24 protein-coding genes are annotated in these 26,295 nt (G+C 36.6%); 14 read left to right on the top strand and 10 right to left on the bottom strand.

Translation table 11 applies throughout. The features are described 5' to 3' along the window. Window positions 1-5 precede the first annotated feature (5 nt). Genes H4J38_RS11285 through H4J38_RS11265 form a run of 5 tightly spaced genes read left to right on the top strand, consistent with a single transcriptional unit; the run spans window position 6 to window position 8,533 of the window. A complete protein-coding gene (locus H4J38_RS11285) occupies window positions 6-1,040 on the top strand; it encodes a MoxR family ATPase (RefSeq protein ID WP_182131877.1) in 1,035 nt (344 codons plus the stop codon). Between the two features lie 17 nt (window positions 1,041-1,057). Then, window positions 1,058-1,993, top strand: coding sequence for a DUF58 domain-containing protein (locus H4J38_RS11280; protein WP_182131876.1), 936 nt, complete (start codon window positions 1,058-1,060; stop codon window positions 1,991-1,993). After that, on the top strand, window positions 1,990-3,774 hold the full coding sequence (locus H4J38_RS11275) for a BatA domain-containing protein (RefSeq protein ID WP_182131875.1): 1,785 nt from the start codon (window positions 1,990-1,992) through the stop codon (window positions 3,772-3,774). The genes H4J38_RS11280 and H4J38_RS11275 overlap by 4 nt, the downstream gene beginning before the upstream one ends. Continuing rightward, window positions 3,774-6,284, top strand: coding sequence for a hypothetical protein (locus H4J38_RS11270; protein WP_182131874.1), 2,511 nt, complete (start codon window positions 3,774-3,776; stop codon window positions 6,282-6,284). Before H4J38_RS11275 ends, H4J38_RS11270 begins: the two co-directional genes overlap by 1 nt. Beyond that, window positions 6,281-8,533 (top strand): hypothetical protein, encoded by a 2,253-nt coding sequence (locus H4J38_RS11265; protein WP_182131873.1) that lies wholly within the window; start codon window positions 6,281-6,283, stop codon window positions 8,531-8,533. The genes H4J38_RS11270 and H4J38_RS11265 overlap by 4 nt, the downstream gene beginning before the upstream one ends. A gap of 51 nt (window positions 8,534-8,584) precedes the next feature. On the opposite strand, the gene H4J38_RS11260 is transcribed toward H4J38_RS11265, so the two are convergent. Further along, complete coding sequence (locus H4J38_RS11260; RefSeq protein WP_182131872.1) at window positions 8,585-9,844, bottom strand: MFS transporter; 1,260 nt, start codon at window positions 9,842-9,844, stop codon at window positions 8,585-8,587. A gap of 388 nt (window positions 9,845-10,232) precedes the next feature. Here H4J38_RS11260 and H4J38_RS11255 point away from each other — a divergent pair, with 388 nt between their 5' ends. From H4J38_RS11255 to H4J38_RS11245, 3 genes are all read left to right on the top strand, one after another. After that, window positions 10,233-10,949: a response regulator gene (locus tag H4J38_RS11255; protein ID WP_182131871.1), complete on the top strand. Its 717-nt coding sequence runs from the start codon at window positions 10,233-10,235 to the stop codon at window positions 10,947-10,949. A 75-nt stretch (window positions 10,950-11,024) separates the two neighbouring features. Beyond that, window positions 11,025-12,320 carry an ATP-binding protein gene (locus H4J38_RS11250; protein ID WP_182131870.1) on the top strand — a complete coding sequence of 432 codons (1,296 nt, stop codon included), beginning with the start codon at window positions 11,025-11,027 and terminating at the stop codon, window positions 12,318-12,320. Window positions 12,321-12,439: 119 nt separating this feature from the next. Then, window positions 12,440-12,973 (top strand): VC2046/SO_2500 family protein, encoded by a 534-nt coding sequence (locus tag H4J38_RS11245; protein WP_220465517.1) that lies wholly within the window; start codon window positions 12,440-12,442, stop codon window positions 12,971-12,973. On the opposite strand, the gene H4J38_RS11240 is transcribed toward H4J38_RS11245, so the two are convergent. Both H4J38_RS11240 and H4J38_RS11235 read right to left on the bottom strand, forming a co-directional pair. After that, a complete protein-coding gene (locus H4J38_RS11240; RefSeq protein WP_182131869.1) occupies window positions 12,970-13,458 on the bottom strand; it encodes a YchJ family protein in 489 nt (162 codons plus the stop codon). The two genes, H4J38_RS11245 and H4J38_RS11240, sit on opposite strands and share 4 nt — an antisense overlap. Window positions 13,459-13,741: 283 nt before the next feature. Continuing rightward, complete coding sequence (locus H4J38_RS11235; RefSeq protein WP_182131868.1) at window positions 13,742-14,212, bottom strand: hypothetical protein; 471 nt, start codon at window positions 14,210-14,212, stop codon at window positions 13,742-13,744. A gap of 516 nt (window positions 14,213-14,728) precedes the next feature. On the opposite strand from H4J38_RS11235, the gene H4J38_RS11230 reads away from it, so the two are divergent. Then, a complete protein-coding gene (locus H4J38_RS11230; protein WP_182131867.1) occupies window positions 14,729-15,481 on the top strand; it encodes a DUF1461 domain-containing protein in 753 nt (250 codons plus the stop codon). A gap of 111 nt (window positions 15,482-15,592) precedes the next feature. On the opposite strand, the gene H4J38_RS11225 is transcribed toward H4J38_RS11230, so the two are convergent. From H4J38_RS11225 to H4J38_RS11205, 5 genes are all read right to left on the bottom strand, one after another. Further along, entirely contained in the window at window positions 15,593-16,138 is a 546-nt protein-coding gene (locus H4J38_RS11225) for a GAF domain-containing protein (RefSeq protein ID WP_182131866.1), read from the bottom strand. A 600-nt stretch (window positions 16,139-16,738) separates the two neighbouring features. After that, window positions 16,739-17,080: a lysozyme inhibitor LprI family protein gene (locus tag H4J38_RS11220; protein ID WP_259365495.1), complete on the bottom strand. Its 342-nt coding sequence runs from the start codon at window positions 17,078-17,080 to the stop codon at window positions 16,739-16,741. A 79-nt stretch (window positions 17,081-17,159) separates the two neighbouring features. Next, window positions 17,160-17,462: a YciI family protein gene (locus H4J38_RS11215; protein ID WP_182131864.1), complete on the bottom strand. Its 303-nt coding sequence runs from the start codon at window positions 17,460-17,462 to the stop codon at window positions 17,160-17,162. A 50-nt stretch (window positions 17,463-17,512) separates the two neighbouring features. Further along, window positions 17,513-18,061 carry a septation protein A gene (locus H4J38_RS11210; protein ID WP_182131863.1) on the bottom strand — a complete coding sequence of 183 codons (549 nt, stop codon included), beginning with the start codon at window positions 18,059-18,061 and terminating at the stop codon, window positions 17,513-17,515. 161 nt (window positions 18,062-18,222) lie between these two features. Further along, window positions 18,223-19,443 carry a Xaa-Pro peptidase family protein gene (locus H4J38_RS11205; protein WP_182131862.1) on the bottom strand — a complete coding sequence of 407 codons (1,221 nt, stop codon included), beginning with the start codon at window positions 19,441-19,443 and terminating at the stop codon, window positions 18,223-18,225. Between the two features lie 456 nt (window positions 19,444-19,899). Here H4J38_RS11205 and H4J38_RS11200 point away from each other — a divergent pair, with 456 nt between their 5' ends. From H4J38_RS11200 to H4J38_RS11185, 5 genes are all read left to right on the top strand, one after another. Beyond that, window positions 19,900-21,114: a CaiB/BaiF CoA-transferase family protein gene (locus H4J38_RS11200; RefSeq protein ID WP_182131861.1), complete on the top strand. Its 1,215-nt coding sequence runs from the start codon at window positions 19,900-19,902 to the stop codon at window positions 21,112-21,114. 127 nt (window positions 21,115-21,241) lie between these two features. Then, window positions 21,242-21,622: a hypothetical protein gene (locus H4J38_RS11195; protein ID WP_182131860.1), complete on the top strand. Its 381-nt coding sequence runs from the start codon at window positions 21,242-21,244 to the stop codon at window positions 21,620-21,622. A gap of 109 nt (window positions 21,623-21,731) precedes the next feature. After that, window positions 21,732-21,941 carry a hypothetical protein gene (locus H4J38_RS17065; RefSeq protein WP_220465516.1) on the top strand — a complete coding sequence of 70 codons (210 nt, stop codon included), beginning with the start codon at window positions 21,732-21,734 and terminating at the stop codon, window positions 21,939-21,941. Between the two features lie 166 nt (window positions 21,942-22,107). Further along, window positions 22,108-22,476: a hypothetical protein gene (locus tag H4J38_RS11190; RefSeq protein WP_182131859.1), complete on the top strand. Its 369-nt coding sequence runs from the start codon at window positions 22,108-22,110 to the stop codon at window positions 22,474-22,476. 150 nt (window positions 22,477-22,626) lie between these two features. Continuing rightward, a complete protein-coding gene (locus H4J38_RS11185) occupies window positions 22,627-23,493 on the top strand; it encodes a universal stress protein (protein ID WP_182131858.1) in 867 nt (288 codons plus the stop codon). 117 nt (window positions 23,494-23,610) lie between these two features. Here H4J38_RS11185 and H4J38_RS11180 read toward each other — a convergent pair whose 3' ends face one another. Both H4J38_RS11180 and H4J38_RS11175 read right to left on the bottom strand, forming a co-directional pair. After that, window positions 23,611-24,675, bottom strand: a complete 1,065-nt coding sequence (locus H4J38_RS11180) for a DUF21 domain-containing protein (protein WP_182131857.1) — start codon at window positions 24,673-24,675, stop codon at window positions 23,611-23,613. A 24-nt stretch (window positions 24,676-24,699) separates the two neighbouring features. Continuing rightward, window positions 24,700-26,052 (bottom strand): magnesium transporter, encoded by a 1,353-nt coding sequence (locus tag H4J38_RS11175; protein WP_182131856.1) that lies wholly within the window; start codon window positions 26,050-26,052, stop codon window positions 24,700-24,702. Between the last annotated feature and the right edge of the window lie 243 nt (window positions 26,053-26,295).

Genomic DNA, 26,295 nt, shown 5'->3' with positions numbered 1-26,295 from the left:
AATAAATGCAAGAACAACAAATAACCATATTGCTCGATAAATTGACCAAAGTTAGTGATGAAATAGCGAAAGCCATTGTTGGTCAGCAGGAAGTCATTGATGAATTATTAATTAGTATTTTGGCTGGCGGACATTGTTTACTTGAAGGAGTGCCAGGCTTAGCTAAAACCTTAATGGTTAGCTCACTAGCAAAAACCTTGGCGCTTGATTTTAATCGCATACAATTTACCCCAGATTTAATGCCCAGCGATATTGTTGGCACCGAAATTTTGGAAACCGATCATGAAAGTGGTGAGCGTTTTTTTAAATTTCAAAAAGGCCCGGTATTTACTAATATTTTATTAGCAGATGAAATAAACCGCACACCACCTAAAACCCAAGCAGCGTTATTAGAAGCAATGCAAGAACGTCACATCAGCTATGCGGGCACAAGTTATGATTTACCAAACCCCTTTTTTGTTTTAGCAACACAGAATCCAGTTGAACAAGCGGGTACTTATCCGCTGCCTGAAGCTCAGCTGGATCGATTTTTAATGTTTGTACGTGTTGGATACCCAACTGAACAAGAAGAAATTGAAATTCTTAAGCGTACAACTGGCAATGATCGAAGTGAACTTAATGCTATTCTCAGTGCTGACGATATTCTAGCGCTACAAGATCTTGTTCGCAGCGTGACTGTGTCAGATGAATTACTGGCTTATGCTGCAAGCTTAGCGCGAGCTACACGGCCTAATCATCTTGATGGTAGTAAAGAAAAAAATACTACACAGAAACAAGAAAGTTGCCCAAGTGTTATTGAACATGTTCGCTGGGGCGCAGGTCCAAGAGCAGGGCAAGCACTGATTTTATGTGCAAAAGCACGGGCTTTAATGGCGGGGCGTTTTGCCATTACTATAGCCGATATTCAGTTTGTTGCACCTGCGGTATTACGGCACAGAATTTTAGTCAATTTCCAAGCTGAGGCGTTAAATTTAACCCCTGACCATGTTATTGATGACTTATTAGCCTTTGTTTCCCTTCCCACTAGCCCTTTGCAATAAACAAGTAGGAAGCCCACGTGCAACAACCTTATTTTGATGCCAAAACTTTATTATGTGTTAAAGATCTTCCGTTAGCCATTAAAGCCTTGGCGCAAGGCTTTTTGCATGGTGCTCATGCGAGTCAACAACGGGGTGTCGGTATTGAGTTTAGTCAATTTAGAGCTTATGAACCTGGCGATGAACTCAGTAAAATAGATTGGAAATTATTTGCCCGTTCAGATAAATATTTTGTTCGGGAAGCCGAGCGAGAAAGTAATATAAATGTTTGGCTAGTACTAGATTGTAGTGAATCTATGCTACAACAATCTAGATCAAGTTCAGGAGAAGCATTGGAGCAATCATCGCCTATTGGTCAATGGAATAAATTAACTTATGCCCGATATTTAGCGGCAACTATTGCCTATTTAGCACAGAAACAGGGTGATTCTGTTGGTTTTTTAGCGCTTTCAGGCGAAAAGCAACAGCAAGTAGCCGCCTTGCCTGGCGAGCGTCATTGGCAAAAAATATTGCTGGCATTAACTCAATTAAAAGCCAGTGGCACTTTTCCTGATATTAAGGCGATATTAACGCAATTAAGCGCGGTACGTAAAAATGGTTTAGTTGTCGTTATTAGTGACTTTCATCAGCTAAACAATGAGCTACTGACATTGACTTCAAAGTTAAGTAATAGGTATACCGACGTGGTAGCTTTTCACTTGGATAGTGATGATGAAATTAACTTCCCTTACCAAGGTCTAGTTAAGTTTCAAGACTTAGAAACAGGCGAACAGTGTAATGTTTCGGCCAAGCAAGTACGAGCAGGATATCTCGAAAATAAACAGCTTGCGGATGATGCATTAAAGGCGGAATTAGCCTTGCAAAATATTCAATATGTTAAGGCTAATATTGATCAAGCCTTAGATCAAACCTTAGTCGATTTTCTTAGCGTAAGAGCTAGAGGAAGTCGCAGATGAACGCGAATTTTTGGCCGTCATTGGTGATTCAAAACCCGTGGGCTTTTATAGCATTACTGGCATTGGCAGTACCTATAGTGCTGCACTTGATCAGTAAGAGCCAAGCTAAACTGGTAAAATTTTCCAATATTGAACTAATTGACAAGCTACAACCAAAAAGTATGCGACAAATTCGCCTCACTCAATTTTGGTTATTGCTGTTACGCATCTTGTTGTTGTTGGTATCAATATTACTTTTAGCAAAAGTTATTATGCCCAAAGCTCGGATTTCAACTGAGGCAGTGTATGTTGTTAGTGCCGATTGGTTAAATCAAAGCGATGAAACAGAGCGGCAAAAACTAGTGATGGATAGTTTGAATCATCCCATCTACCTATTAGCGCTTAATACTCGGCTAATTAAAGCTGATGAAATACTGCAATGGCAACAACACGACATTAAACAGCATCAGAATATACTCCAGCACCTAGGTTACTTTAGTCAATTATTAGCAGCAGAAACTAACATTAAGCTTTATGTTACTGACCGAGCGAGTCAATATCAGGTTAACGGGTCTGAAAGAATAGAAACAACACCTAACGCGATTGATTGGCAAATAAAAAAACTAGTGATTAAGAGTCAAAAAACATATAACAACGCCATGAAAGTGTTGATTATTTATGACCAAGACCGTTTTGCCGACCTAAAGTACTTTCAACAAGCATTTGCATTAATTAAGCAACAAGTCGTGCCAAAACTGGTGTTATCTGAAGTGCTCAATGACGGTTTAGAAAATTCTGCCCATTATCAACAAATCATGCAAGCGCAACCTGACTGGCTGTTTTATTTCAGCGCTAAGCATATTGACCAAAAAATAGTTAACGCTATGGGGAAGGGAACAAGCCTTTTTGTTGATGCACAAAATACCGAGGCCAATTTACAGCTTACGCGTTCTTTGAATATTAATAAAAACAGCGCTGATTTACTCAATCCTGAAGTCATTTTTTATCAAAGAGGCTTGCCATTAGATATTGGAGCACAACTCAATGACATAAGTGCTCTAAAAAATAACGAAGTGCTATGGCAATATATTCAACAAGATGGCACAAGCTTGCCGATGTTGACCAAATCGATCGTAACTCATTCTCGTCTAGAACTTGCCGATAAACATACCGATGCTTATGGTGTGGGACATAATGTGAAGCAAAGTCTTATAACAGATAATTCAGTTACTGAAAATACGCAAGCGTTAGACATCCAGCAAATAAAAGGCCAAACCACAAAGCAAACAAGTGATGTTTATCAACTATATTCAAGGTTTTCTCCATCATGGAGCAACTTACTAGTGACAAAACAATTTCCACTCTTCATACAAAATTTATTATTTGGACAATGGCAAAAGGATAAATTCGCAGCGCAACAAAGGCTGACTCCTGAACAAATTAGCCAAGTTATTAATCAGCCAAAAGCTACTCTTTCAGAAAGTGTTAGGTCAAAAGGTACTGTGCTAGAAATGGCGGAGCCGAAACAGACTGATCTAAAAAGTGCTAAAGCCTTAATCCAACAGCAGCAAACAAGTGATGATTTTTGGACGCAGTGGCTAATGTTTCTGCTGGTATCGCTTTGGACATTAGAGCGTATTGTTAGCGAATATTTCCGCCAAAAAACGAATACAAATAACAAAAGTGAAAGCCAGCAATATGCTAATGCTGAAGTTAAAGACGCTCAAGTAAAAGGTACTGGAGTTGAAAGCCCACTAGGTAATAAAGCGCGGTCAGTAAACTCTGCTAAGGCTAGTGATTAATGTCTAACGCTGAGCAGAATATCCGTCCAAAACCAGCTATCAACACGGGTATAAAAGAAGAGGGTGTCAGCCATTTAAATTATCTAGTAGCACGTTGGAAACGTCGATTTATAAAACAGCAACTGCTGATGTTTTTACCAACACTGTTAGCTTTTATCATAGCCACCTTATTTATTTTAATAAGCTTTGATATTTTAAGCATTGAAAGTGCTGCTATAACATTCACAATCGTATTTGTTTCTGTGCTATTTACCAAGCTGGCTCTGATCATTCGAAGTGAAAACTATTCTAGTATTACGCTAAATAATCTTATTGCTCACCTTAACAATCGATTTGACGAGCTTGAAGATAGCGCACAACTGTTATTAGTTGATGAACATAAATTATTAGCCTTAGAAAAACTACAACAGGGGAAAGTGTTAGTCCGTTTAGGCGTTATATTAGAGCAACAAGCACAAGTGAAATATCTTGATTTGTCGCCTAAGTTTGCTAAACGGAAATTTATTTTCGCGAATATATTATTAGTTTGCTTAATCTTACTCTTGATAGTCGCTAACAATTTTCAGCTATTTGATAAAGCTATCTCTTGGTTTGTTCCTACTGTAGAAGTTGATCATACAGCAACAAACAGTATAGGTATTAAGCTCAATAAAACCTTGGTTGATATTTTGTCACAACAAGTAATTATTGAACCACCCAGTTATAGTGTAGAAAAAACCCAAGCACCTAGAACAGTGTCAGAGTTACTCGATATTGACACTTTAGTGGGCAGTAATATTAGTTGGGTATTTACTTTCTCGGCGCAATCAGCTGATTATTTTATGGTGTTTTCCAATGGCGAACGTCAGCAATTAGTTAAGAAAAAAGATGGTACGCATCAATTTCAAGCTAAATTAAACACCAGCATGGTATATCACTTAGCGGTTGAAAATACAGATTCGAAAGTATCTGAAGACTTTGCCACTATCCATCGTATTAGCTTAACGCCTGACCAAGCGCCTAAAATTCGTTTTATTAATCCTAAAAGCACAGTGACAGAATACGGTAAAAACAGTAGGCCTTATTTAGCGGCCCAAGTGCAAATATCGGATGATTTTGCTATAGCTAAAGTCAGTATATTAGCCTCAATAGCAAAAGGCTCTGGCGAAGGTGTTAAATTCAGAGACCAAGCTTTTACTTTTGATCGCAATGAACTCATTGACGGTAAAATGCAGTATTATAAAAATTGGTCATTGACCGAATTAGCAATGGAGCCAGGGGATGAACTCTATTTTAGTATTGTGGCAACTGACAACCGTCATCCTGACCCTCAACAAACCCGGTCGGCAACAAAAATTATTCGTTGGTTAGAAGAAGAAAAAAGCGGCATTACAGTCGATGGGATATTGATTGATTTTATTCCAGAGTTTTTTAAAAGCCAACGGCAAATTATTATTGAAACCATAGAGCTAATTGACGATAAAACCGGCATTGATCGCACTACGTTTAATAAAAAATCTGAATTGTTAGGGGTAGCTCAAAGTGGACTGAAGGAAAAGTATGGCCAATATTTAGGTGATGAATTTGAAGGGCAACACAATGTTGGAGTGACCTTTGATGAAAGCCATAGCCCTAATGAACAGCACAAACCACAAATACAAGTGCATGATGAAAAAGACGGTAGTAGTAATGCAGTGATCACAAGCGCTGGCGAACAGCAGCATGTTATTCTTGTTAGTCATGAACACGAAAGTGATACTACTAATAGTCAAACTAGTGCGGATGTTTCTGGGCGAATGGCGCTTATTAATCGTTATGGTCATAACCATGAAGATAGCGATGTTGGTGTGATGACTAGTCAAGATCCACGAGCACTGATGAAAAAAAGTTTAGCTAATATGTGGCAAGCCGAGTTGCACTTAATGTTGTCAGAGCCAGAACTAGCTTTACCTTTTGAACAACAAGCACTTAAGTTATTAAATTTGGCCAAAAAAGCTGAACGTATTTATGTAAAACGTTTGGGATTTGAACCGCCTCCGGTTACAGAACAGCGTCGTTATCAAGGTGAGCAAACTGATATTTTATCGAAAACCTTACAAGTATCACGCTTCCAACCTGCGCAGTTATCTGATCAAACTCAGCTCGCTTTCCATCAGCTTTTACAGCGATTAAATAAATTTAGTCAACAAATTGTATCTACTCAAACTATTACTCCATTAGGCGGTAATGAGCTTAATTCTGGTCAATTAACTGCTGACGACTTAGCGCTTGTTGAAGTGGCGAAATCTGGGATAGAAAAGCTTATTGATAAACGCCCAGCCTTAGTTGAGTTACTTGCCGTTATTGAGCAAATATTACTTGAACGGCAGCTGAATTTATCCCGATGCGATAATTGTATTATGTTATTGGCAGGCAAGCTTGAGCAGTTATTACCAAACCCCATATCAAGCCCGCATAGCAAGATGGAAACTTTTTTCGACCAACAACCTATGGTTGAAAGTTATAGTCAATTTTTAGAGGATAATTTGTGATTATTTCTTCAACTGATGGGTTAATGGGGAGTTATCGTTTATCCATAAATAGCCCTATGCATTGGACATTAGTGTTAATAGCATTATTGGGATTGCTTATTAGCTGCAGGTTAATTTACTTAAGCTTTAAAGGTGCCAACTCTCATTCTATACAAAAAATAGTGGCTTTAAATTTTAGAAAAAAATTACATTTATCGTTACTTTTTCTCGTCAATATTATCGCCTTTATCTGTGTGTTGTTATTTGTTTTACCTTTTGAAACTAAAGTACAGAAATCATCATCACTCAATGTTCTGCTTACACAGGGGTTTAAAAAGGTTGCAGGTAGTGATGATTTTAATATTATTGGCCTAGACAATAGCCAAATAGAGCAATACTTAACCTCGGCTGAGCGTATATGGTTGTTGTCTGAGCAAGAAAACTTAATTGAAAAGGAAGCATTACAGCAATGGTTAGCTGAAAATTATCAGGACAAAGTTGTTGTTATCAACTCAGTACAAGAACTTACCGATTTTTGGACAATGAGTAGAGTTAAACAATCGAATGATTTTGGCGAGCATTACAATGTACCATCGTTAGTATGGGTATTTGGTGATGGGCTAACCAAGGCGCAGTGGCAGCATTTAGGCACTATTAAGCGACAAGTTTCTCTTCTAAAAGCGAATGTTCCAGCAGTAGATGATCCATCAGTAAATAATCTGCAAGCCATAAATTCAATACCGTTAAACGGTGTCGAGTTTATATTTTTTGCCAGTAAGGTGATAACAGGTGTAAGTAATTTACATTGGTCGAAACAGTTAACTCTAGGACAAGCATTAACCGTAACAGGGCAGTTACAACAACCTATCGAAGATAATGTTAAATTTGAGCTGAGTTTGGTGAATAACAATCGTGTTCTAGATAGTATTACACTTTCCGGTAATGCAGCTTTTTCATTGACCACAACGAGCAAAGTTTCGGGCTTATTTAGTTATCAACTGGTGCTACGTGAGTTGCCAAAAAACAGGGCGAGTAAAAAAGTAGTTTTGGAGATTAGTGAAGATATTGCGTTTAGCGTTGTTATAGGCAATCAACCAAGCGTGTTGATCAAACAATCTGCGCCTTCATTTGAAACTAGGCGCCTAAAGCAATGGTTAAGTCAGGCAGGTAGCCAAGTGCATGTTATTAGCCAAATTAGTAAAAGGGAATGGGCGCAGCAGAAAGTTAATACAGTAAATAATAGCTTTATTAGTAACGCCGTTACTGAACGTGACAGCAATAATCATCAACAGAAAGTAACAGAGCAAGGGCATTACTTGAACGAAGAGTTATTAGATAATTATGACTTATTGATACTGGATAGCCGAATGTTCCTTGCGTTAGAAGATAATGAAATAGAAGCTTTATATCATGCAATAATAAACGGTTTAGGGTTGTTGATTAACGCAGATAGCACACTTTTATCTTTAGCAGATATCAGCCATGATAAACGAAAAAAACTACTGAGCTTATTCCAAATAATGCCTGCGGATGAATCCTTGCATCAGATAATGGCATATTGGCCCGAAAAGCCTAGCTTAGATATAAGCCAAACTATAACGCCGCAATCTGCCTCAATCGCTATAAACGCTAAGCTTGGTCAAAGCATTGTTGAGTCGGGCATTGGACAATCCTTGGTTGCTAAACAGTCATTAGGCTTAGGTAATGTGGCAATAACAGCACTTAATCACACTTATCAATGGTCATCGCAAATAAACTCTGCATTTTATAGTCATTATTGGCAGCATTTAATATTACAAATATCTCGTAGTGAAAGAGATTCCCGTTGGTTAGTTCCTTCACCTTCAGTGTTAGCCAGGGTGAATAAACATCAAGATATTTGTTTAATTTCAACGGTAGAAAACGTGTATGTAGCAGAAATGCAGTTAACGGCTTATCCGTTATCAAATGGTCGAAAATGTAGTCGTTTTTTGGCTGATGACGAAGGCTGGCATTCTTTCCAGGCGTTGAACGATAAGCAAGCGGTATTGGCGGAGCAAGTACAATATTTTTATAGTGAAGAAGATTTTTCAGCCGAGCAACAAGCCATTAAGTACCATGATAGTAAAGGTTATGCTACTGAAAAAAGAGATGAAAATATAACTTTATCTCATACTGAATCACTAAATTCACCTGACGCTTATCGCGCGGTAAATAAGTTCTCCGTTTGGCTGATGATGTTTATTTCGCTAGCGCTATTGTGGATTGAACGTAAATGGCGAGCAGAATAGATTTGGCATATATAGACCAAAGATTACCAAGTTAATAATAAAGTTTGTGAGTTATCGAATATCTTCCTGACTAAAGTGAAAGTCGATAGAAGCAATAATAAGTAAAACTGCACCAAACAATATCGCCCAATGAGCGCCAAGTAACGCTAATGCACTGCCGATAAGTGCCATGAGTACATTAGCCACACTAAATGTGGTGGTAATTAACCCCATGAGCTGGCCTTGTTCGATGTCGGCATACTTCTCCGAAATATAAACCGGTAATAAGCCATTGAAAATAGCTATAGCGACACCCGTTATAGCGTAAATAGGCCAAACACTCGTTGCCGATAACACCAAGTGTAGGCCAAACAATACCGCCATTAATGCCATGCCAAATATGGCACCAAATTTCAGCCCAAATAAGTATTTTAACTGTTTTACAAAAAACACACTGGTTATGGTCATAAAAAAAGTTAAGACAACAGTTATATAACCTATATCAAGACTAGAGAAGTCAAATTTTTCAACTAACCAAACAGGGTAAAATTCGTAATATGCATTTAAACCAAGGGTTGCCAATAAATAAATTAAAAATATACGTCTAATTTTTATATTGGCAAGTAAAGCAAATGAATTCTGCTTACTAAACAATTGTGAAAACTTTATTCTGGGATGAATGGGTTTAAAAACGTCGGGCTGTAATACACATGCAACGCTGATAAGGGCAATAATTAAAGCAATGGCTGCGAAGTAAAAAACTATATCTAGGCCATATATTGCCAGTAAGCCACCGGCTAAAGGGCCAAGTAACCAACCGATATAACCTGTAGCATTTACCAGGTTAAAGGTGTAGGTTTTATCTAATGTTGGCGACAAATCTACTGCGATAGCCTTAGCTATACTAATATTGCCTGAAAAAATACCGGTGATAAATCGCGCTAAAATTAGTAGTAAAAAACTTTCGGCAGCCACGGCTAAAGCCGACAGTACATAGCCAATTATCGTTAAAACCAGGGTAATGATTAAGGTTTTTTTTCGTCCATAAATCCCTGAAGCCGCACCTAAAACAGAGCTTCCTATAATAACGCCTAATGGATAAACCGCTAACATAATGCCTAATAATATTTTACTGGGTAAATCAGCAAAAGTAGTTAAAGGACTAATTTCATTTAGAAAAAGAGGTGCTAATACAGGATAAGGTAAAGCAATACCTGCGCAACTAAATAACACCACTAACATGACAGAGAATAGTGTTTTTTTAGCTTTTGATTCTTCGTCGACCGAGGGAGTGTTTTCCGGTGTTTTAACTTTAGAAGTGTGAATCGTCATAAAGAGTATTTAGATATTACAATCTATATAGGGCATATTGCCTATATAGTAAGTTGCATTTACGTCTAAGTAAAACTTTGTCTTAATATGAGCGCCGATATTATATTTGTGCACTATTTTTTATCAAAATACAATAAAACTCAGCTTGTTAGCTTTGATGTAATTAAATGTAATCTAAAGGTGATAAGTTGTACTATTGCCGTAACACCTTGTACATAGCGTTGTTAATTAATACTAAACATTTTAAGATTGTAGATATTAAAGTCATTCATATTTTCAATGGTTGTTATTTATTATCTAGCGTAAAGAGCTAAAGTAAACATTGAACCGTGTTGATCATTCATCCATGAAATGCTGTTAATACAGCGTAATAAGTAGGAGCCAGTTAATGTCAGATAATAAATTGTCAGTAAAGAAGATATTACTCGTTGAGGATGACCGCCAGTTATCGGATTTAGTCACTGAGTTCTTAGAAAGCGAAGGCTATCACGTTAAACAAGAATTTAGAGGTGATACGGTCGAAAAGCGAGTAGATAAATTTGTGCCTGATTTAATCATTCTAGACATTATGTTACCAGGTAAAGATGGTTTTGCTGTATGTAAAGACTTGCGCCCTAGCTATAAAGGGCCAATTTTAATGTTAACGGCCAAAGGCACTGATTTTGATCAAGTGTTAGGTTTGGAAATTGGTGCTGATGATTACGTTATTAAACCCGTTGAGCCAAGAGTGCTATTGGCACGAGTTAATGCCTTATTACGTCGTGGTCAGTTACCGACTGAAGGCAAAGAAAATGCTGAAATTGTTTTCGGCGAGTTACATATTAATAGAGGTTCTAGACAAGTAACATTACACGGAGAAAATGTTGACCTTACTAGCCAAGAATTTGATTTACTTTGGTTATTAGCCAGCCGTTCAGGCGAGGTTCAAAATCGTGATTATATTTATAAAGCGGTTGTTGGTCGCGAATACGATGGTATGGATAGAAGTGTTGATGTTCGTATATCTCGCTTACGGAAAAAATTGCATGATAGTAACGAAACTCCTTTTCGTATTAAAACCATATGGGGACAAGGTTATTTATTTGTTCCAGATGCTTGGAGTTAAGGTTTTCTCAGTGAATAAACTGGTGATCTGCAATGGCAGCTCATCAGAGTTGTTTTTCTCACTTTAGGTATTTTGATGAAACTTGGTCGCTCATTCTTCAGCTTATATTTCCTTATTATTTCTATTTTTATCGTCTTCTCATGGATGCTCGATGAAGCGTGGAGTTCTTATCTTGAACAAGATATAGAGTCTTACACGGGTTATAAAACTATGTTGTTGGCGCTATCTAATTATTTAGAACAGCATCCAGAAGATCAGTGGGAAGAAATACTATCCCAAGCAGCAAAACAATGGCAACAACCCTTAAAGTTGATGTCTGCCCAAGCAGTAAAAGCAATCAGCCATCAAAGGCATGATGTTATCAAAGAAGAAAACACCCATATTTACTATGACAATAACGCAGTAGAAATCCACCACCGTATCAATGACACAGGAACCGTGATTGTATTAGGCCCAGCTAAAATGCCAACCAGGCCTAGAGTCGAAGCCCTAATTCGCGTTATTTTGCTGGCAAGTTTAGCCTGTTTATTGTTTTTTTGGTTACGGCCTTTGTCTCGTGATTTGGATCAATTACGAAAAACGGCTATTGAGTTTGGTCAAGAAAGCTTCGATGTGCTGGCACCAAAAGCTGAATCGACAATGACAGCGCCTATGGTAACTGCCTTTAATACCATGGCCAGCCGTATCAAACGTTTAATTGACGCCCATAAAGAACTTTCAACAGCAGTTGCGCATGAATTGCGTACGCCTTTAGCACGTACTAAGTTTGCCTTGCAGATGCTAGGCTGTACAGATGATAAAGCCAAACAAGAAAAATACCGTACCGCTATTAGCAAAGATATTTGTGAATTAGAGCAACTCATTAGCGAAATGCTGATTTATGCTAGTTTCGATAATGATAAACCTGAGCTAAATTTTACCGAAGAATCATTGGTTGATATTGTCGAGAAACAGGTCAGTAACTATCAACAGTTTGAGCAAAAATTTAACATTATCAATATGCTTGGCAACCAAAGGGTTGAGGTTGATCGCCAATTTATCGGTCGAGCACTAAATAACTATATTTCAAATGCAATAAAATATGGTAACGGTGAAATAGATATTACGATTATACAAAATGACAAACACTGCCAAATTCGAGTTACGGATAATGGAGAGGGAGTTTGTGACGAATTCAAATGCACTATATTTGACGCATTTTCTCGTGGTGATATATCTCGTAACCGAGAAACAGGAGGCTTTGGTTTAGGTCTTGCTATTGTTTGTCGGATCATGGAGTGGCATGGTGGCAGTGCCTCTGTTGTAGATAGCGAAAATGGCGGCGCGACTTTTATTCTAAGTTGGCCCATTAATCAAGTTTCTGCTAAGTGAACAATAATCACCCAACAGACTGTAATTATTAGAAAATCATTAATTAATTACGCATAATATTAAAGTAATTTATGGTGCTGCCGATATTTATATTATCGGTAGTAAAAAAGTAGATTATTTTGACACAAGACGCTTTATCAAACGACATACTTGTTCATGAACTTCAGTTAGGCGAACAGCTTAATGAAAGTGTTCATCACGCTCGTCGTTCTGATTTTTCGCTATTACTTGCGATGCTCACCGACGATGTTCGAGCGCATAGCCAATTCAAACTACCACTTTCACAAACACCCGAGAAAAACACGACATCTGAACAACTGCGAAAATATTTTCAATTACCGAATGAAGCTCCTTTATCATTAAAAAACGTTGAAGATATAAGCAGATATAATCAGGCAGGTTTGGTTGAAAATCATCAGTTTGAACTGCTACGATTGACTAATACCTTAAACCCTAAGCCTTTAGCATTTCGTGACGATGCCAAACATATAAGCCAGCAGGTTATGTCTAATACAAGTTTGTATTGCCAACAAAAGCATCAAGATAAATCGTTAGCACAAGCGCAACCAAGAGCAGATTTTAATGCTAAGGCATGGTTAGCTGCAGTACAAACCACTATTGTTAAAGCACCCCTGATGGAAGCAGTTGCCTAAAAGGCTTTAGAACAACACTGCTTGAACTTTTTTTCACTGCCACAAAAACAAACTTCATTTCTTTTCGGTTTATTTAACGCATTGCTATTTGACACTTCACCATCAAGGTATCGCCATGCGCCATCTTCGATAACAAAATTAGATTTTTCTCGCATTTGCCAAATTTTTCCTTGAAGTTGATAAAAGGCGGAAAACTCTACTTGGGCATGGTCATTGTTAGCTAAGTCATTTTTATGATCACTCGCATAGTGAACAATGAGTTTTAGCCATGTTGTTTGAGCTGCCCATTGCGCTATATCGTCAACAGAATTCTCATTTTGGCTTGAATGGGCATAAGTAAGATAAATGTACTCTGCTTGTTTAGTTGCATAGGCAGTATAGCGTGAGCGCATTAATTGCTCGGGAGAGTTAGCCGGTGTTGTTGCCATTATTACAGGTTGGCAACATTGAGCATAGGCTCGTTCTGAGCCACATGGACATAACATGTAGATAATCTATTAGGATGGAAATATTGCTTAGCTTATCACGACAGTGAATAGGCTTTGTATTGTTTATTCTTTAACTAAAGCGAATTTTTTCTTAATTGAACTTAAATAGCAATTAATTTTAATTAGGCCAATCAAAGAACAATCACAGGATCGTGTCTTTTTAGCGCTCTTATTTTAAGGGTTCCGGCTTTATTAATTATGACCTGGCAAACTCTGGCCTTACAAATTAAGACTTTAAAACTTTGGCCTTACAAATTTTAATTTACCGAAATTTAATGATTTAGTGTAGTTGACCGATATGTTGAAAGTCAGTTTTTTGCAATATAATACATTGGGTTTTTCCTAACGCGGCACAGCGAGATATTTCTTTCAACTCAGCTTTATTATAATTCGAGTCTGACAAAATCATTGCAGAACAAGTACCTTTTAACAAAGTATTTTTAATATGTTCTAGGCTAACATTAACCTTATTTGCATTCACTTTGAGTATTTTTGCCGGGTTAATTTTGCCCATGTTAGAAAGTTGTTCTAGCGATTCATTTACAGGGTTAATCATTAAAATCCACTTGTTATCATCATGGTGACTTTGACAAATATCTTGGTATTTTTCAGATATATCATAGGAGTTTTTTACGCTAATAGTATTACACCAAGCTGAAGATAAGTTAATTGCACGCGACAAATTAATGACAGGTGTTATAGCTAAGTTATTGTTATTCAATTTTAAGTTAATTTTGTTAGTGTTGATCATACTGCCTACCTCGATATACTGTATAAACATACAGTATATCTGTTTTGCTGTTATTTCAAGCATTATTTGATATGTTTTTTAAGATTGCGTTTTATGAGGTAAATTTTATAATTACTACTCCTAGTATGTAGTGCTATAAACGTAAAGGAGAAGCTGCTGTTAGATAGCTATTATGAGATATAAAAATAGCTATTAGGTTGAGGCAAATAACTAACAGTTCATCATTTCATCATTAAATTATCTTAAAGGTGGATGATATTTTAATATCAATAGGTGGCTTTTTTAAAACAAGGACAATGGATTGGTAGAATTTACTTTATCTTATTTATCGAAATATTTTAATGTAATGCCTGATGCAGTTAATTATTTTGTTGCTGTTAGATATTCATTTCAGCTTTTGCGTTATGCTACTGTTACTCAGTAAAGTGAGCCAGTAAATAAGCTAACAAATTAATTTACAGGTCGTTGTGTTGACTCAATCATAATTAATCATCAATAAGGCTAAGAAACTTCACCATGATTAAACACTTATTTATTCGACAACTGCTTTGGTGCATTTTTGCTTTAGCGTTACTTATATTTTGTTTAGGTATTAGTTGGCAGGTGAGTAAAGCAACTAACTTTTTATATGGTTTTTGGTACCAAACATTAGAAATAAATACAGTGATTACCAAAAACGTGCCAAAAAACACCCAAGGCAAACGAGACTTCCCCATTCACGATGTTAAATTACACGAGAAAAAATTTGCCGATATTGTTCAAGCTATTCACCAACAAGGTAATGGCTTAGTCGATATTAGTTATTTAAATGGTTCGGCTATTAAACAAAAACTATTAACTAACAGCGAAGTTCAACATTTGCAAGATGTGGCTAATTTACTTGATAACATCACTAAGTTTTGGTGGGGTAATTTAGTTTTTTTACTGAGCTTATTGGTGTTTTATTTTCGACAATTGCATCTGTTAAAAGCTGAGTCGATAAGAAAAATGCCAACAGGAAAACAAAAGTTAATCTCTTTAGCGTGTTTTGTTTTGTTGGTTATATCCATGTTGAAAATATGGGGCTTTACACAAGTTTTTTATTATTTACATACTGTTATATTTCCAAGTGAGCATCAGTGGTTTTTTTATTATAAAGATTCTTTGATGGCTTCTCTGATGAAAGCGCCCGACATTTTTGCCGCAATAGCTGGGCAATTAATCTTGATAGCCTTGCTAGTGGCAGGAGTTATTGATGCTGCATTAAGTCGATATCAATTTAATAGGTAATTATTAATTTAACCCATGCAGATTTTACATGCATGATTAGAAAATAATGTCGAAATGATAAGTTTTATACAAACAGTAAGAATGGTAACGAAAATGCCTTGTAAATAAGCATTAAGCATTAAGCATTTTTATTATATTTTCTTTAGACCTAATAGTGTAAGTATCAGAGACAATATTACTAATAAATACAGAGGCTTTTACAGAAATACTTTGTAGCATTTTTATATCTTGTGGTTGCCACTCTGTTTGGTCACCTGTGCGCTCACAGCATATTACGCCTAATGGAAGAAAGTCTTTTTTGAAGGTAATATCCAATAAAGAATGTATATCGTGTACATCAAAATAATCATTATTAAAAGATTTTGTTATATCGTTATTTCTTGCATCAGAAGCAACTAAAAACTCATTTTCTCTTAGGTGAGCAAAGTAAGCTTTACATTCATTGGCAATTAAACTTTCGCCGACGGATTTTTCTTCTAATTCGTCAACACACATTATTGAAATCATCTCTGAATAGTCAGAGCAAAATAGCCAAATACCAACACGATCACATGCTGGAATTGCAGACTTAACTGTCATGCAAATCTTCAATAATTTTTTATTTAAAGTATTACGAGGGTTACTTAAATAAACGGAGAGATCTGATAATATTTCCATAAGTTACAACTATTATTGGATTATCAGTTGAGATAAACCGGAAAATCGGAAAATTTCAACAGTGTAAAAATATATGCACAAGTTAAAAGTTTTTTGATTGTGCGTCGAGGTGGTTTTAAGGCCGATATCTGTTTTTTATGAATTCAATAAATGCTTGCAGAATTTGTCTTATATATTGATATTCAGTGCGATTATGGTCCAATTACTTATCCATAATTTAGGGTAAGTAAGGTTATTATTCAAGCTTTATTTCCATCACCCACATTGGTAATAAACTTGCGTTCATGGGAATAAATATCAATATAATAAGTTGACACTTAGCTAATAATTGATAAATAGAACTGACAGAGTCCACTGTATATTAATTATAATGACTGTTAAAGGTTAACGGTTAAAGGTTAAAGGTTAAACGTTTGAATTTAATCTATAAATTTACGCTTTTACCTATTACTTAAGTGTTTTTTTACGAATGTAGCTGTGGCATTATGGCGCCTCGATTTATAATTTTAATTAATTTCACCCAAATATTAATGACAAATCCATGGGCATAAATAGAGGCTGAAATTTTATAGTCGCTAAAAATAATCAACTTATGACTAGTTATTTATCGAGGTTGGTTAATTCTTCAATGCGGTATTGTGTCAAAGTGATATAACATTTTTTATAGGCAACCGGAGCACCAGCATTAGGCGCTATTAACAAATATTGCCAACGACAGTTATTTTCTCGATAGCTAATAAAATTACGTTGTGAACGTTTAAACATATCAAGAGATGTGCGGCGTCCGTTATTGGCTGCTGACTCTTCTAAGATAAATACTTGATTATTTACCCAGGTTTGAAGTTCACGATCTTTCTTTTCCTTAATACCATCTAAACAGCGGGATACTTCCGCTGTAGTGTCCATTGTAGTTTCACAGACTTCTACGGTGTTTTTAGCCATTACCGCGCTAGAAAATAGTAGAAAGCTTGCCAATATGCATTTGCTAAGGTTTTTATTATTCATGGCTAAAATTTAATACTTATGCTGGAAGTACTTTTTTGTACGGTTTAACGGTAACGTTTTTATAAACGCCCGCTGCTATGTAAGGGTCTTGCTCTGCCCATTGTTGAGCATCAATTAAGCTGTCGAACTGTGCAATAATGAGTGAGCCAGTGAAGCCTGCATCACCAGGATTTTCACTGTCGATTGCAGGGCAAGGGCCTGCAACAAGCAACTTACCTTCATTTTGTAAGTCACGTAGTCGAGCTAAATGATTTTCACGTACGCTCATACGCAGAGCTAAACTATTTTCAACATCTTCACTATAGATAAGATAAAACATTTCACATCCAAAAATTATTATTTAATTAAAAATTGTGGGTACATGCCACGCTATTCTTTTTTTTCTTCTGCATCTTCAGGCATGTATTTATACAATGACATTACCGAGCCAATAGCGAATATAAAGGTTAACGCGGTTAAGCCAAACACTTTAAAGTTAACCCATGTTTCTAAACTAAAGTTAAAAGCAATGTACCAATTGAGGAAACCACATAACGCAAAGAATAATGCCCAAGCAAGATTTAATCTGTTCCAAATATTTTCAGGCAAGGTCAGGGCTTCTCCTAAAAATTCTTTCATAATATTTTTATTGAAGACCTTTTGGCTAACAATTAAAGCGATAGCGAAAATGCCTTGAATAATGGTTACTTTCCATTTTAAAAAGGTATCGTCATGCATGTAGATAGTCAGCCCGCCAAAAATGGCAATCAAACCAAAGAAAATTAGGTTTCTTTTTGGCACAGGTTGTTTTTTTATTAAGAAGTAGGCAATTTGAATAGCAGATGCAACGATCAAAGAGGCTGTTGCCCAATATATATCAGCAAATTTATAAAAAACGAAGAAAATAACTAACGGAATATATTCTAAAAATGCGTGCATAAGCTCAGTATCAAAAATTACAATATGATGATTCTATCCAAAGCCACAGCCATACGCCAATCTATTTATTAATACAGAGTGTAATAGTTTCTATGAGTCGGGATAAACATCTCATTTAGCCCGACTTATAATTCTGAATACAAACTTTTCTTTAGTTCAGCTTAAGGTTGATGATAGCCAAATGGGTCGTCAATCGAATACGAAGGTTGAGTAAACCACTTTGCACCCGAGTCAGTCATGTAGAAATGGTCTTCTAAACGAATACCAAATTCATTCGGTAATACCAACATAGGCTCATTCGAAAAACACATGCCTTTTGCTAATAGCGTTCTATCGCTGCGAACCAGGTAAGGCCATTCGTGAATGTCTAAACCAACACCATGGCCAGTTCTGTGCGGACAACCCGGTGTTTCATAATCTGGACCTAAATTTTGGCTGGCTAAGTAATCTCTTGCTGCAACATCAACATCACCACAAGCTATACCAATTTTTGCCGCATCAAAGGCAGCTTCTTGCGCTAGCTTTTCAATCAGCCACATGTCACGTTGGCGTTGATTAGGCTCACCAAATACATAAGTACGGGTTATGTCAGAATTATACCCTTCAACCTGACAGCCAGTATCAATCAGCACTATGTCATTTTTTTCTAACGTTTTTGGGGATTTAACACCGTGCGGATAAGATGAGTCTTCACCAAATAGCACAATACAAAAATATGAACCTGCAGTTGCGCCCACTTTACGGTGAGCTTGATCAATAAAATTGGTCACTTCTTGCGTGCTAATACCTACATGTAATATACGCGCTACAGCTTTATGTACCTCTATAGTCATATTTTTTGCTTGCTGTAATAGCGCTATTTCAGTGTCTGATTTCTCTGCACGACAACCTGCTGTTACACATTTTGCATCAAGGATCTCAAATTCCGGGGCTACTTTTTTAATACCGTCAGCAATAAAAAAAGCAGCAGACTCATCAATTGCCAATCGGCCTGAAGTAATGCCTATTACCGCCAAGGTTTGCTTAACTAGTTGATAAGGACTTTCGTGCTCTTGCCAACCTTTTATTTCGCCCTTAATCATCATGTACTGGCTAAGAGTATTCACTTCAAAGAATGGGGTAATATATTTAATCTCACCCTGTTGAGGAATAATAGCGCCAACCATACGTTCGCTAGCGTACCACCGCGTGCCCGTAAAGTAATATAAGTTGGTTCCAGCATCAATATAGGTCGCAGCAATATCATTTTCAGCCATAATTGCTTGCGCTTTCGCAATGCGCTGTTTTAATTCAGCCTCAGTTATCGCTTGAACTTGACTGGTCATATTTACTAATTTTTCCAGTTCAATTTTTGCGGTAGAGCCGCCAACACCTATAGTCATATTTCTCCCTTACATTTGTAGATAATTATGTATATTTTATACGGAAAAATATCTGATGTATCGGATTAAATTAAGTCGCATTAGTATAAGTAAATTTATCTTAAGGCTTTGTGGTTAATCGTTTGTGACTGTAGATAATTAATAGTCACAAACGAGAAGAACACTATTCGATAAAAGTAGAATTTATCAGCGGCGAAAACAAATAAAGTGGTTTACTGGTTTATTGATGAACCGGGAAGTTTGTGTGGCAATAACATGGAACCCATTCTTAGTAAGTATTTATTAACTAGTTAATCAACAATAGTCAGTAAACCAACGTAAATCACTCAAGTTAAAACAACAAAAAACAGTATATTAAAGTTTTAGTCCTGTTTTATCTTCTGGTGATAAATTATCATCAGGAGGTAAGTACATCATCATTTTTATTTAAACAATTTAAAGTATAGGTTTTGTTCTATGTCTGAAGCGCTAAAAGGTATTAAAGTAGTTGATTTAAGTCGAATTTTGGCAGGGCCTTGGGCATCCCAAATGCTGGCAGATATGGGCGCTGAAGTTATTAAAGTGGAACGACCGAATAGAGGCGATGACACTCGCCATTGGGGTCCTCCATTTATCAAACCGGCGCAAGAAAATGAAGCTGCACAAGCTGCGTATTACCACTGCGCTAATCGCAATAAACAATCAATTGCTATTGATATAACCCAAGCACTAGGCCAAAAAGTGATCAAAGATATGATCGCTAAAGCGGATGTTTTAATTGAAAATTATAAAGTAGGCGGTCTTGAAAAATATGGTTTGAGCTATCAGCAATTAAAAACACTTAACCCTAAATTGGTTTATTGTTCTATTACCGGCTTTGGTCAGCATGGTCCCTACGCACATAAAGCAGGTTACGATGCTATGATCCAAGGTGAGGGTGGTTTAATGAGTTTAACCGGTGCCACTGATGCAGAGCCTATGAAAGTGGGGGTTGCTGTGGTTGATGTTATGACCGGGCTGTATAGTGCCAACGCTATTCTTGCTGCATTGTTAGCTAAAGCACATACCGGGAAAGGCCAGCATATTGATATTGCTTTATTAGATGTACAAGTGGCTACGCTGGCTAATCAAGGCATGAACTATTTAGCGACAGGAGAAAATCCAAAGCGCTTGGGCAATGGTCACCCTAATATTGTGCCATACCAAACCTTTGCCACTGCTAACGGAAGCTTAATTTTAGCGATAGGTAATGATCAACAATTTGAAAGATTTTGCCAAGCAGCTAAATGCCCTGAATTAGCCAGTAATAAGCTATTTAAAACAAATCAGCATAGAGTGGAAAATCGTGTTGAGCTTGTGCCGATTTTAGCCGTTATTATTGCCAAACAAAGTAGTGATTACTGGGTGGCAACATTAGAAAAAATAGCTGTACCTTGCGGCCCAGTTAACACTTTAGACCAAGTATTTAATCACCCACAAATTCAACATCGCGAGATGGTTAAACAAGTGCCTGATAAAGACGGTACACTGATTAAAACCGTGGCGTCACCGATTAATCTATCTGACACGCCATTACAATATAAACACGCTTCGCCAAACATCGGCGAACATAGCCATCAGGTTTTAACGCAGTTTCTTCAGTACGATACTAATAAAGTTGCTGAATTATTCAAAAGCGGTGTGGTAGCATAAATATGTTTGCTTTTTGTGGTTATAGAAGATAAAAAAACAATTATTGAATGCTGGTTATCGTATAGTTAATGCTAGGTTTGCCGGTACAAAGTAATACTAGGCTTGACTCATAAACTTTGGAGCTAGAATGGAATCTCATGGCAATTACAAAATTGAGCTGGTTAGAAATGTAGTACATATATACCCATCAGGTGGGTTTAATGAACAAGGCGTACAACAACTTAATGAGGAAATAGTCAAAATTGCTCCTCTAAAAATAGCGTGGGCTTTATTGGCGCACCCCCAAGATTCTGCAGGTTTAACCCCAGAGGCGGTTGACGAAATAGTTAAATTTTTTAATTATATAAGTACGCTAAATTGTGTTGCTGTAGGTATAGAGGTTTCTTCTACATGGCAAGGTATACTTGAAAAATCAATAGTTGGTAACGTTAACATTCCTGTTTATATTAATAATGATTTATCAAGTTTTGAGCATTTAATTATGCAAAAATTGGATAGGGCAAAATAAATATAAGCCAATGAAATTTAGGTGCAAAGTCACCTGTTATTATCCTGTAACTTATTTTAGCCAATAAAATTTTGTCAGTAACAAAGTTTAACTTTTTATAGAGAAACCAATGTCTAATTCAATGTCTTTAGAAAAAATATTTATGGTTTTAGCTGTGATACTGGGCTTAGGATCAGCAATTGATTTGATTTATTCCTTAGTAAATCAAAATTTTCAATTAGCTGAGATATCACGATGTATATTAAATATCATTATTGCTGTTTTCTTATATGTATATGCTAGTAGAAAATATAAAGCCAAGCTCGAGTGTGATAGCTAAGATTATAATGATTTTGAACAGTTAGGTTTTACTGCTGAATTAGGATAAACATAGTCGGCCGTGGTTAGATTTTTATTATTTTAAGAAGAATTACTAGCATATTCAGTCGTTGAAAAAACTGTTGTTAGCATTTAGTGTTAACAACAGTTTACTTAAAGGAATTGAAATGAAAACTGTCATTAATTTACTGATCGTTATTGTCGCATTGTTAAGCCTAGCGGCGGGCATCGCCAAAATTACTAATAGCCCTCAAGAAGTACAATTTTTGCAGAGCTTCGGGTTTAATGGCTTTGCGATTATGCTTTACGGAGCGGTGCAAATTTCAGTTGCGGCTTTACTCACAGTTGGGGCCTTATTTTCTCATAAAACAGCAAAATTGGTGGGCGCAATCATTGTAGCCTTGGGATTTTTGCTATCAAGTATTCTAATTTTTTCCAGCGGTAGCTGGATTTTTGGCTTGGTGTCTTTATTACCTGTCGCTTTAACGTGCTTGGTCATTAAACCAGAGAGTAAGATAGAGGCAAAGAACGGCTAAAATTAATATTCTCAGTTTCAGTTTTTAACTTAATTTGTTCGTTTTTAATTATTATTATTTACACTTTTTGTAAAGTTCTTGTTCTATATCAAAGTAAAATAAACTCCTTATGCTATTTTTAATTGATACATACTAATAAAAGAGGACTTTATGAATAATATCTTCGTTGTCGCCGATTTATCGGATAGCAAACCAGTAGCCATTCAACGCGCTTGTGAACTGGCTAAAAACACCAGTATTTCGTTGCATATTGTTTATTTTTGTTATCAAAGTTTACGGCTTATTCAAGATGATCCACAAAACATAAAACAAGCCTTACTAGATGCTGTTAGTCATGATGCAAAAAAATCACTCGCTACTTTAGTACCTGAAGGTATTAAATATAGCTTTGAAGTTGTGTGGGAAAAGCGCATTTACGAGTGGATAAATTGCTATGCAAAAGAGCATAACCCACTCATGGTGGTAAAAACTGCACATCGAAGTGAAACGTTTTTGTACACATCTACCGACTGGCAATTATTACGTGAATGTCCAGCACCAGTATTTATTGTTAGCGATTATAAATGGCGTAAATCGCCGAATGTCCTAGCCGCTATTGATTTAGAAACTAAACGAAAAACCAAACAAGAGCTGAATCATCAAATATTAAAATCAGCGAAAACATTTACTCAGGCGAATGAAGCGGAATTATTTGTCTGTTATACAGTACCGTTTTCAAAAGTATTGCGTGATTTAGGTATACATTACAAAGACGAGTTAGAAATGAATGCAAAGAAAACCTTAAAGGGTAAAATTGAAAAGTTGGCCGCTGAATACGATATACCGGTAGCTAACTTTTTCATTAAAGCAGGAGAGCCTGAAAAAGTTATTCCCAGCATTGCGGCGCAGAAAAAAGCAGGGTTAGTCGTTATAGGTACCGTTGGCCGTAAAGGTCTGGAAGCGAAAGTATTAGGTAATACAGCGGAGAAAATTTTAAGCTTGTTAAAATCAGACGTGCTAGCTTTAAAACCAGAGTAATTAAACAATTACACAACTCAATCGTTATTCTGTGATTTTTGATAAAATTTATAGAAAAACTTCGGCTAAATTCATAGCCGAAGTCAATTTTTGAAAAGATATTTTAGCGATTAATCATTACTTCTCAGCGTTAACCGACTCTGCTACTTTCTCGTTATGTTGAACTAACGGAAGCATACCTTTAAGTAAGCGACCAAAAATATCTGCACCAGTAATGATACGTTTAGTCTCGCCCCATACTAATAGAACATCGTGCTCAATAACGCCATCAAAGTTTTGATCAGTTGAAGTATTCACTTTCATTTTCAAAATAGCTTCATTTAACGACGTTGTTTCATCGGTGATTACTACTGGACGATGACAAAAGTTATAAGGGTCAAAGTCTTCTGACTGAAACAGCGCGCTGCGTAAAAATCCATCAGCATCAATAACCAGTAGCGGTTTGCCTTCAAGGTTTGTTAACACCACCCAACTATAACCCGACTGATTTAACATAGTTAAAAATGGGTCATTCGGGCCAGAATAGGTATCAGGCAGAATAGGTAAATCAAGTTTTGTTGGCAAAGCAATAATGGAGTGAGGGTCAATAACTTCACCTTCTTCTGTTACTTTAATTTCATCTAAAGCAAAAAAATTCAGCGCACCAATACCTTCAACATGGTTTAAATCAGCTTCTTCAGCACTGATATGCTTTTTAATAATACTACCTAACTCACTTTCCGCTAAATAGGTAATACCTTCTTTACCTAACCATGCGTCAAGTATTAGCGCACTTGGTTTAGTCACTGGGTAAAGCACTAATTGGTAGAAGCGAATAATAGGCGCTAACATGCTACCCATTTTTAACGCATTGCGAGAAAAGTAAGCTTGAGGAGTAATTTCACCCACGACAGTAATAACGATTGTTGAGAATAGAAATGCGCCAACTCCAGCAAGTACTGAGTCAGACAACATAGTCAATAAAACATTAATACCAACATTGCCCCATAAAATAGTGGCAAGCAAAAAATTAGAGTCGTTTCTCAGTGTTAATACAGTGATGGCGGCTTTATTGCCTTTATTAGCTTCAACTTCTAGCTGCAATCTACTGAGTGAAAAAAACGCTAAATTTAATCCTGAAAAAATAGCTGATTGTGAAATACAAAACACAATGGCAATCCAGGTGATAGTTTCTACGGGCATTACTTAAATCCTCATTTTACTTTTTTATAGCAGCAGTAAGCTACCTAATCCTAAAAACACAACGAAGCCGACAATATCAGTCACTGTGGTCAAAATAACCGAGCCAGATAAGGCAGGGTCGATGTTTAATTTGTTTAATATTGCCGGGATCATAACGCCCGATGCTGACGCCGTTAGTAAATTTAATAAGATAGCTAACGCGATTACAAAGCTTAATTCTGCGCTGTCAAACCAAAAGTAGGTGATTGCACCAATAACAATTGACCAAATAATACCGTTGAGCCCACCCACTTTTAATTCTTTTCGTAGCAGCACTTTTCTATTTTGCTCTGTTATTTGACCCAATGCCATACCTCGGACAATAACCGTTAAGGTTTGACTACCAGAAACACCACCCATAGAGGCAACGACTGGCATTAATACGGCTAAAGCGACTACTTGTTGGAGAGTTGCTTCAAAAAAACCAATAAACCAAGAGGCTAAAAACGCCGTCAGTAAGTTAATACCAAGCCAAATACCCCGGTTTTTCGCACTGGTTCTTACACTTGAAAACAAGTCTTCATCGTTACTTAAACCTGCTGCTTGGGTCATTTGTTCTGTTTGCGACTCTTGTTTTACTTGATAGGCAGTTTCAACAGTAAATCTGCCAAGAAAACGTTCGTTTTCATCAACTACGGGTAACGACATTTTTCCAGATAATATTACCGCTTCTGCGGCAACTGTTAACTCTTCGTTGGCATTAAGTCTGATTATTTCGGGCGAAAAAAGTGTTTTTAAGGTATTTTCACCGTCACTTTGTATTAAGCTGTTAATGTCGACAGTACCAGTTAAAACACCTTCTTTATTTACAGCATAAAAATCTTCGGTATAGGGTGATAAACCTTTTTGTAACAGTAATTGAGCACTGGTTATTTTAAGTTTTTCCGAAATGCGGACATAATTGTAGTCTAACCAATGGCCCACTTCATCAACGGTAAATTGTTGCGCTTGTTGGTACAGTTTTCGCTGTGAGTCATCTAAGTTTTTTATCGCATATTTTAATAGCCGACTTGGTATTTCTTCTGCAATTTCAATTACATCATCAACGTCTAGTTGAGCAAGTAAATCGAAACATTCTTCATCACTTAATGCCTGTATTAAGCTAGTTCTTGTGCTTTGTCCCATATCGACAAAAGCAGATCTTTGTGTATCTTCTGGGTAAGTGGCCCAAACACTTAAACGCTTATCTTGCGGAAGCGCTTCAATCAATAGAGCAAATTGCTCAGCGATTAATGACTCATTAGCAGTAAGCATAATTTTTGCAATTTCTTGCTCGTGCTCTGCAATGAGAATGTCGTCAATGACTAAGGATAATTTATCAATGGCATTTTCTAACATTTGTTTATCCTTAAATCCGGTTTAATAACGGGATATGATATTTATTGGGTGAGTGTCTGCATAACATTTATGATTAAATTTTATGGTTTTCTTAACATCAATTTTGTTCGTATTTATAATTAATTGTATTACAATCAAGAGGAAATAAGTTAACTTTTCATTAAGGTTTTTGCTTGTTGCTACCTTTTTGGCTTTATAATATTAAAAGTAAAGGTCAGGGTTAATAATTATCCCGTTTAATTC

The sequence above is a fragment of the Colwellia sp. BRX10-3 genome (assembly GCF_014077505.1).
Lineage (GTDB): Bacteria > Pseudomonadota > Gammaproteobacteria > Enterobacterales > Alteromonadaceae > Cognaticolwellia.
The sequence above is the reverse complement of the archived record's forward strand: the minus strand, read 5'-3'. Positions and strand labels throughout refer to the sequence as shown.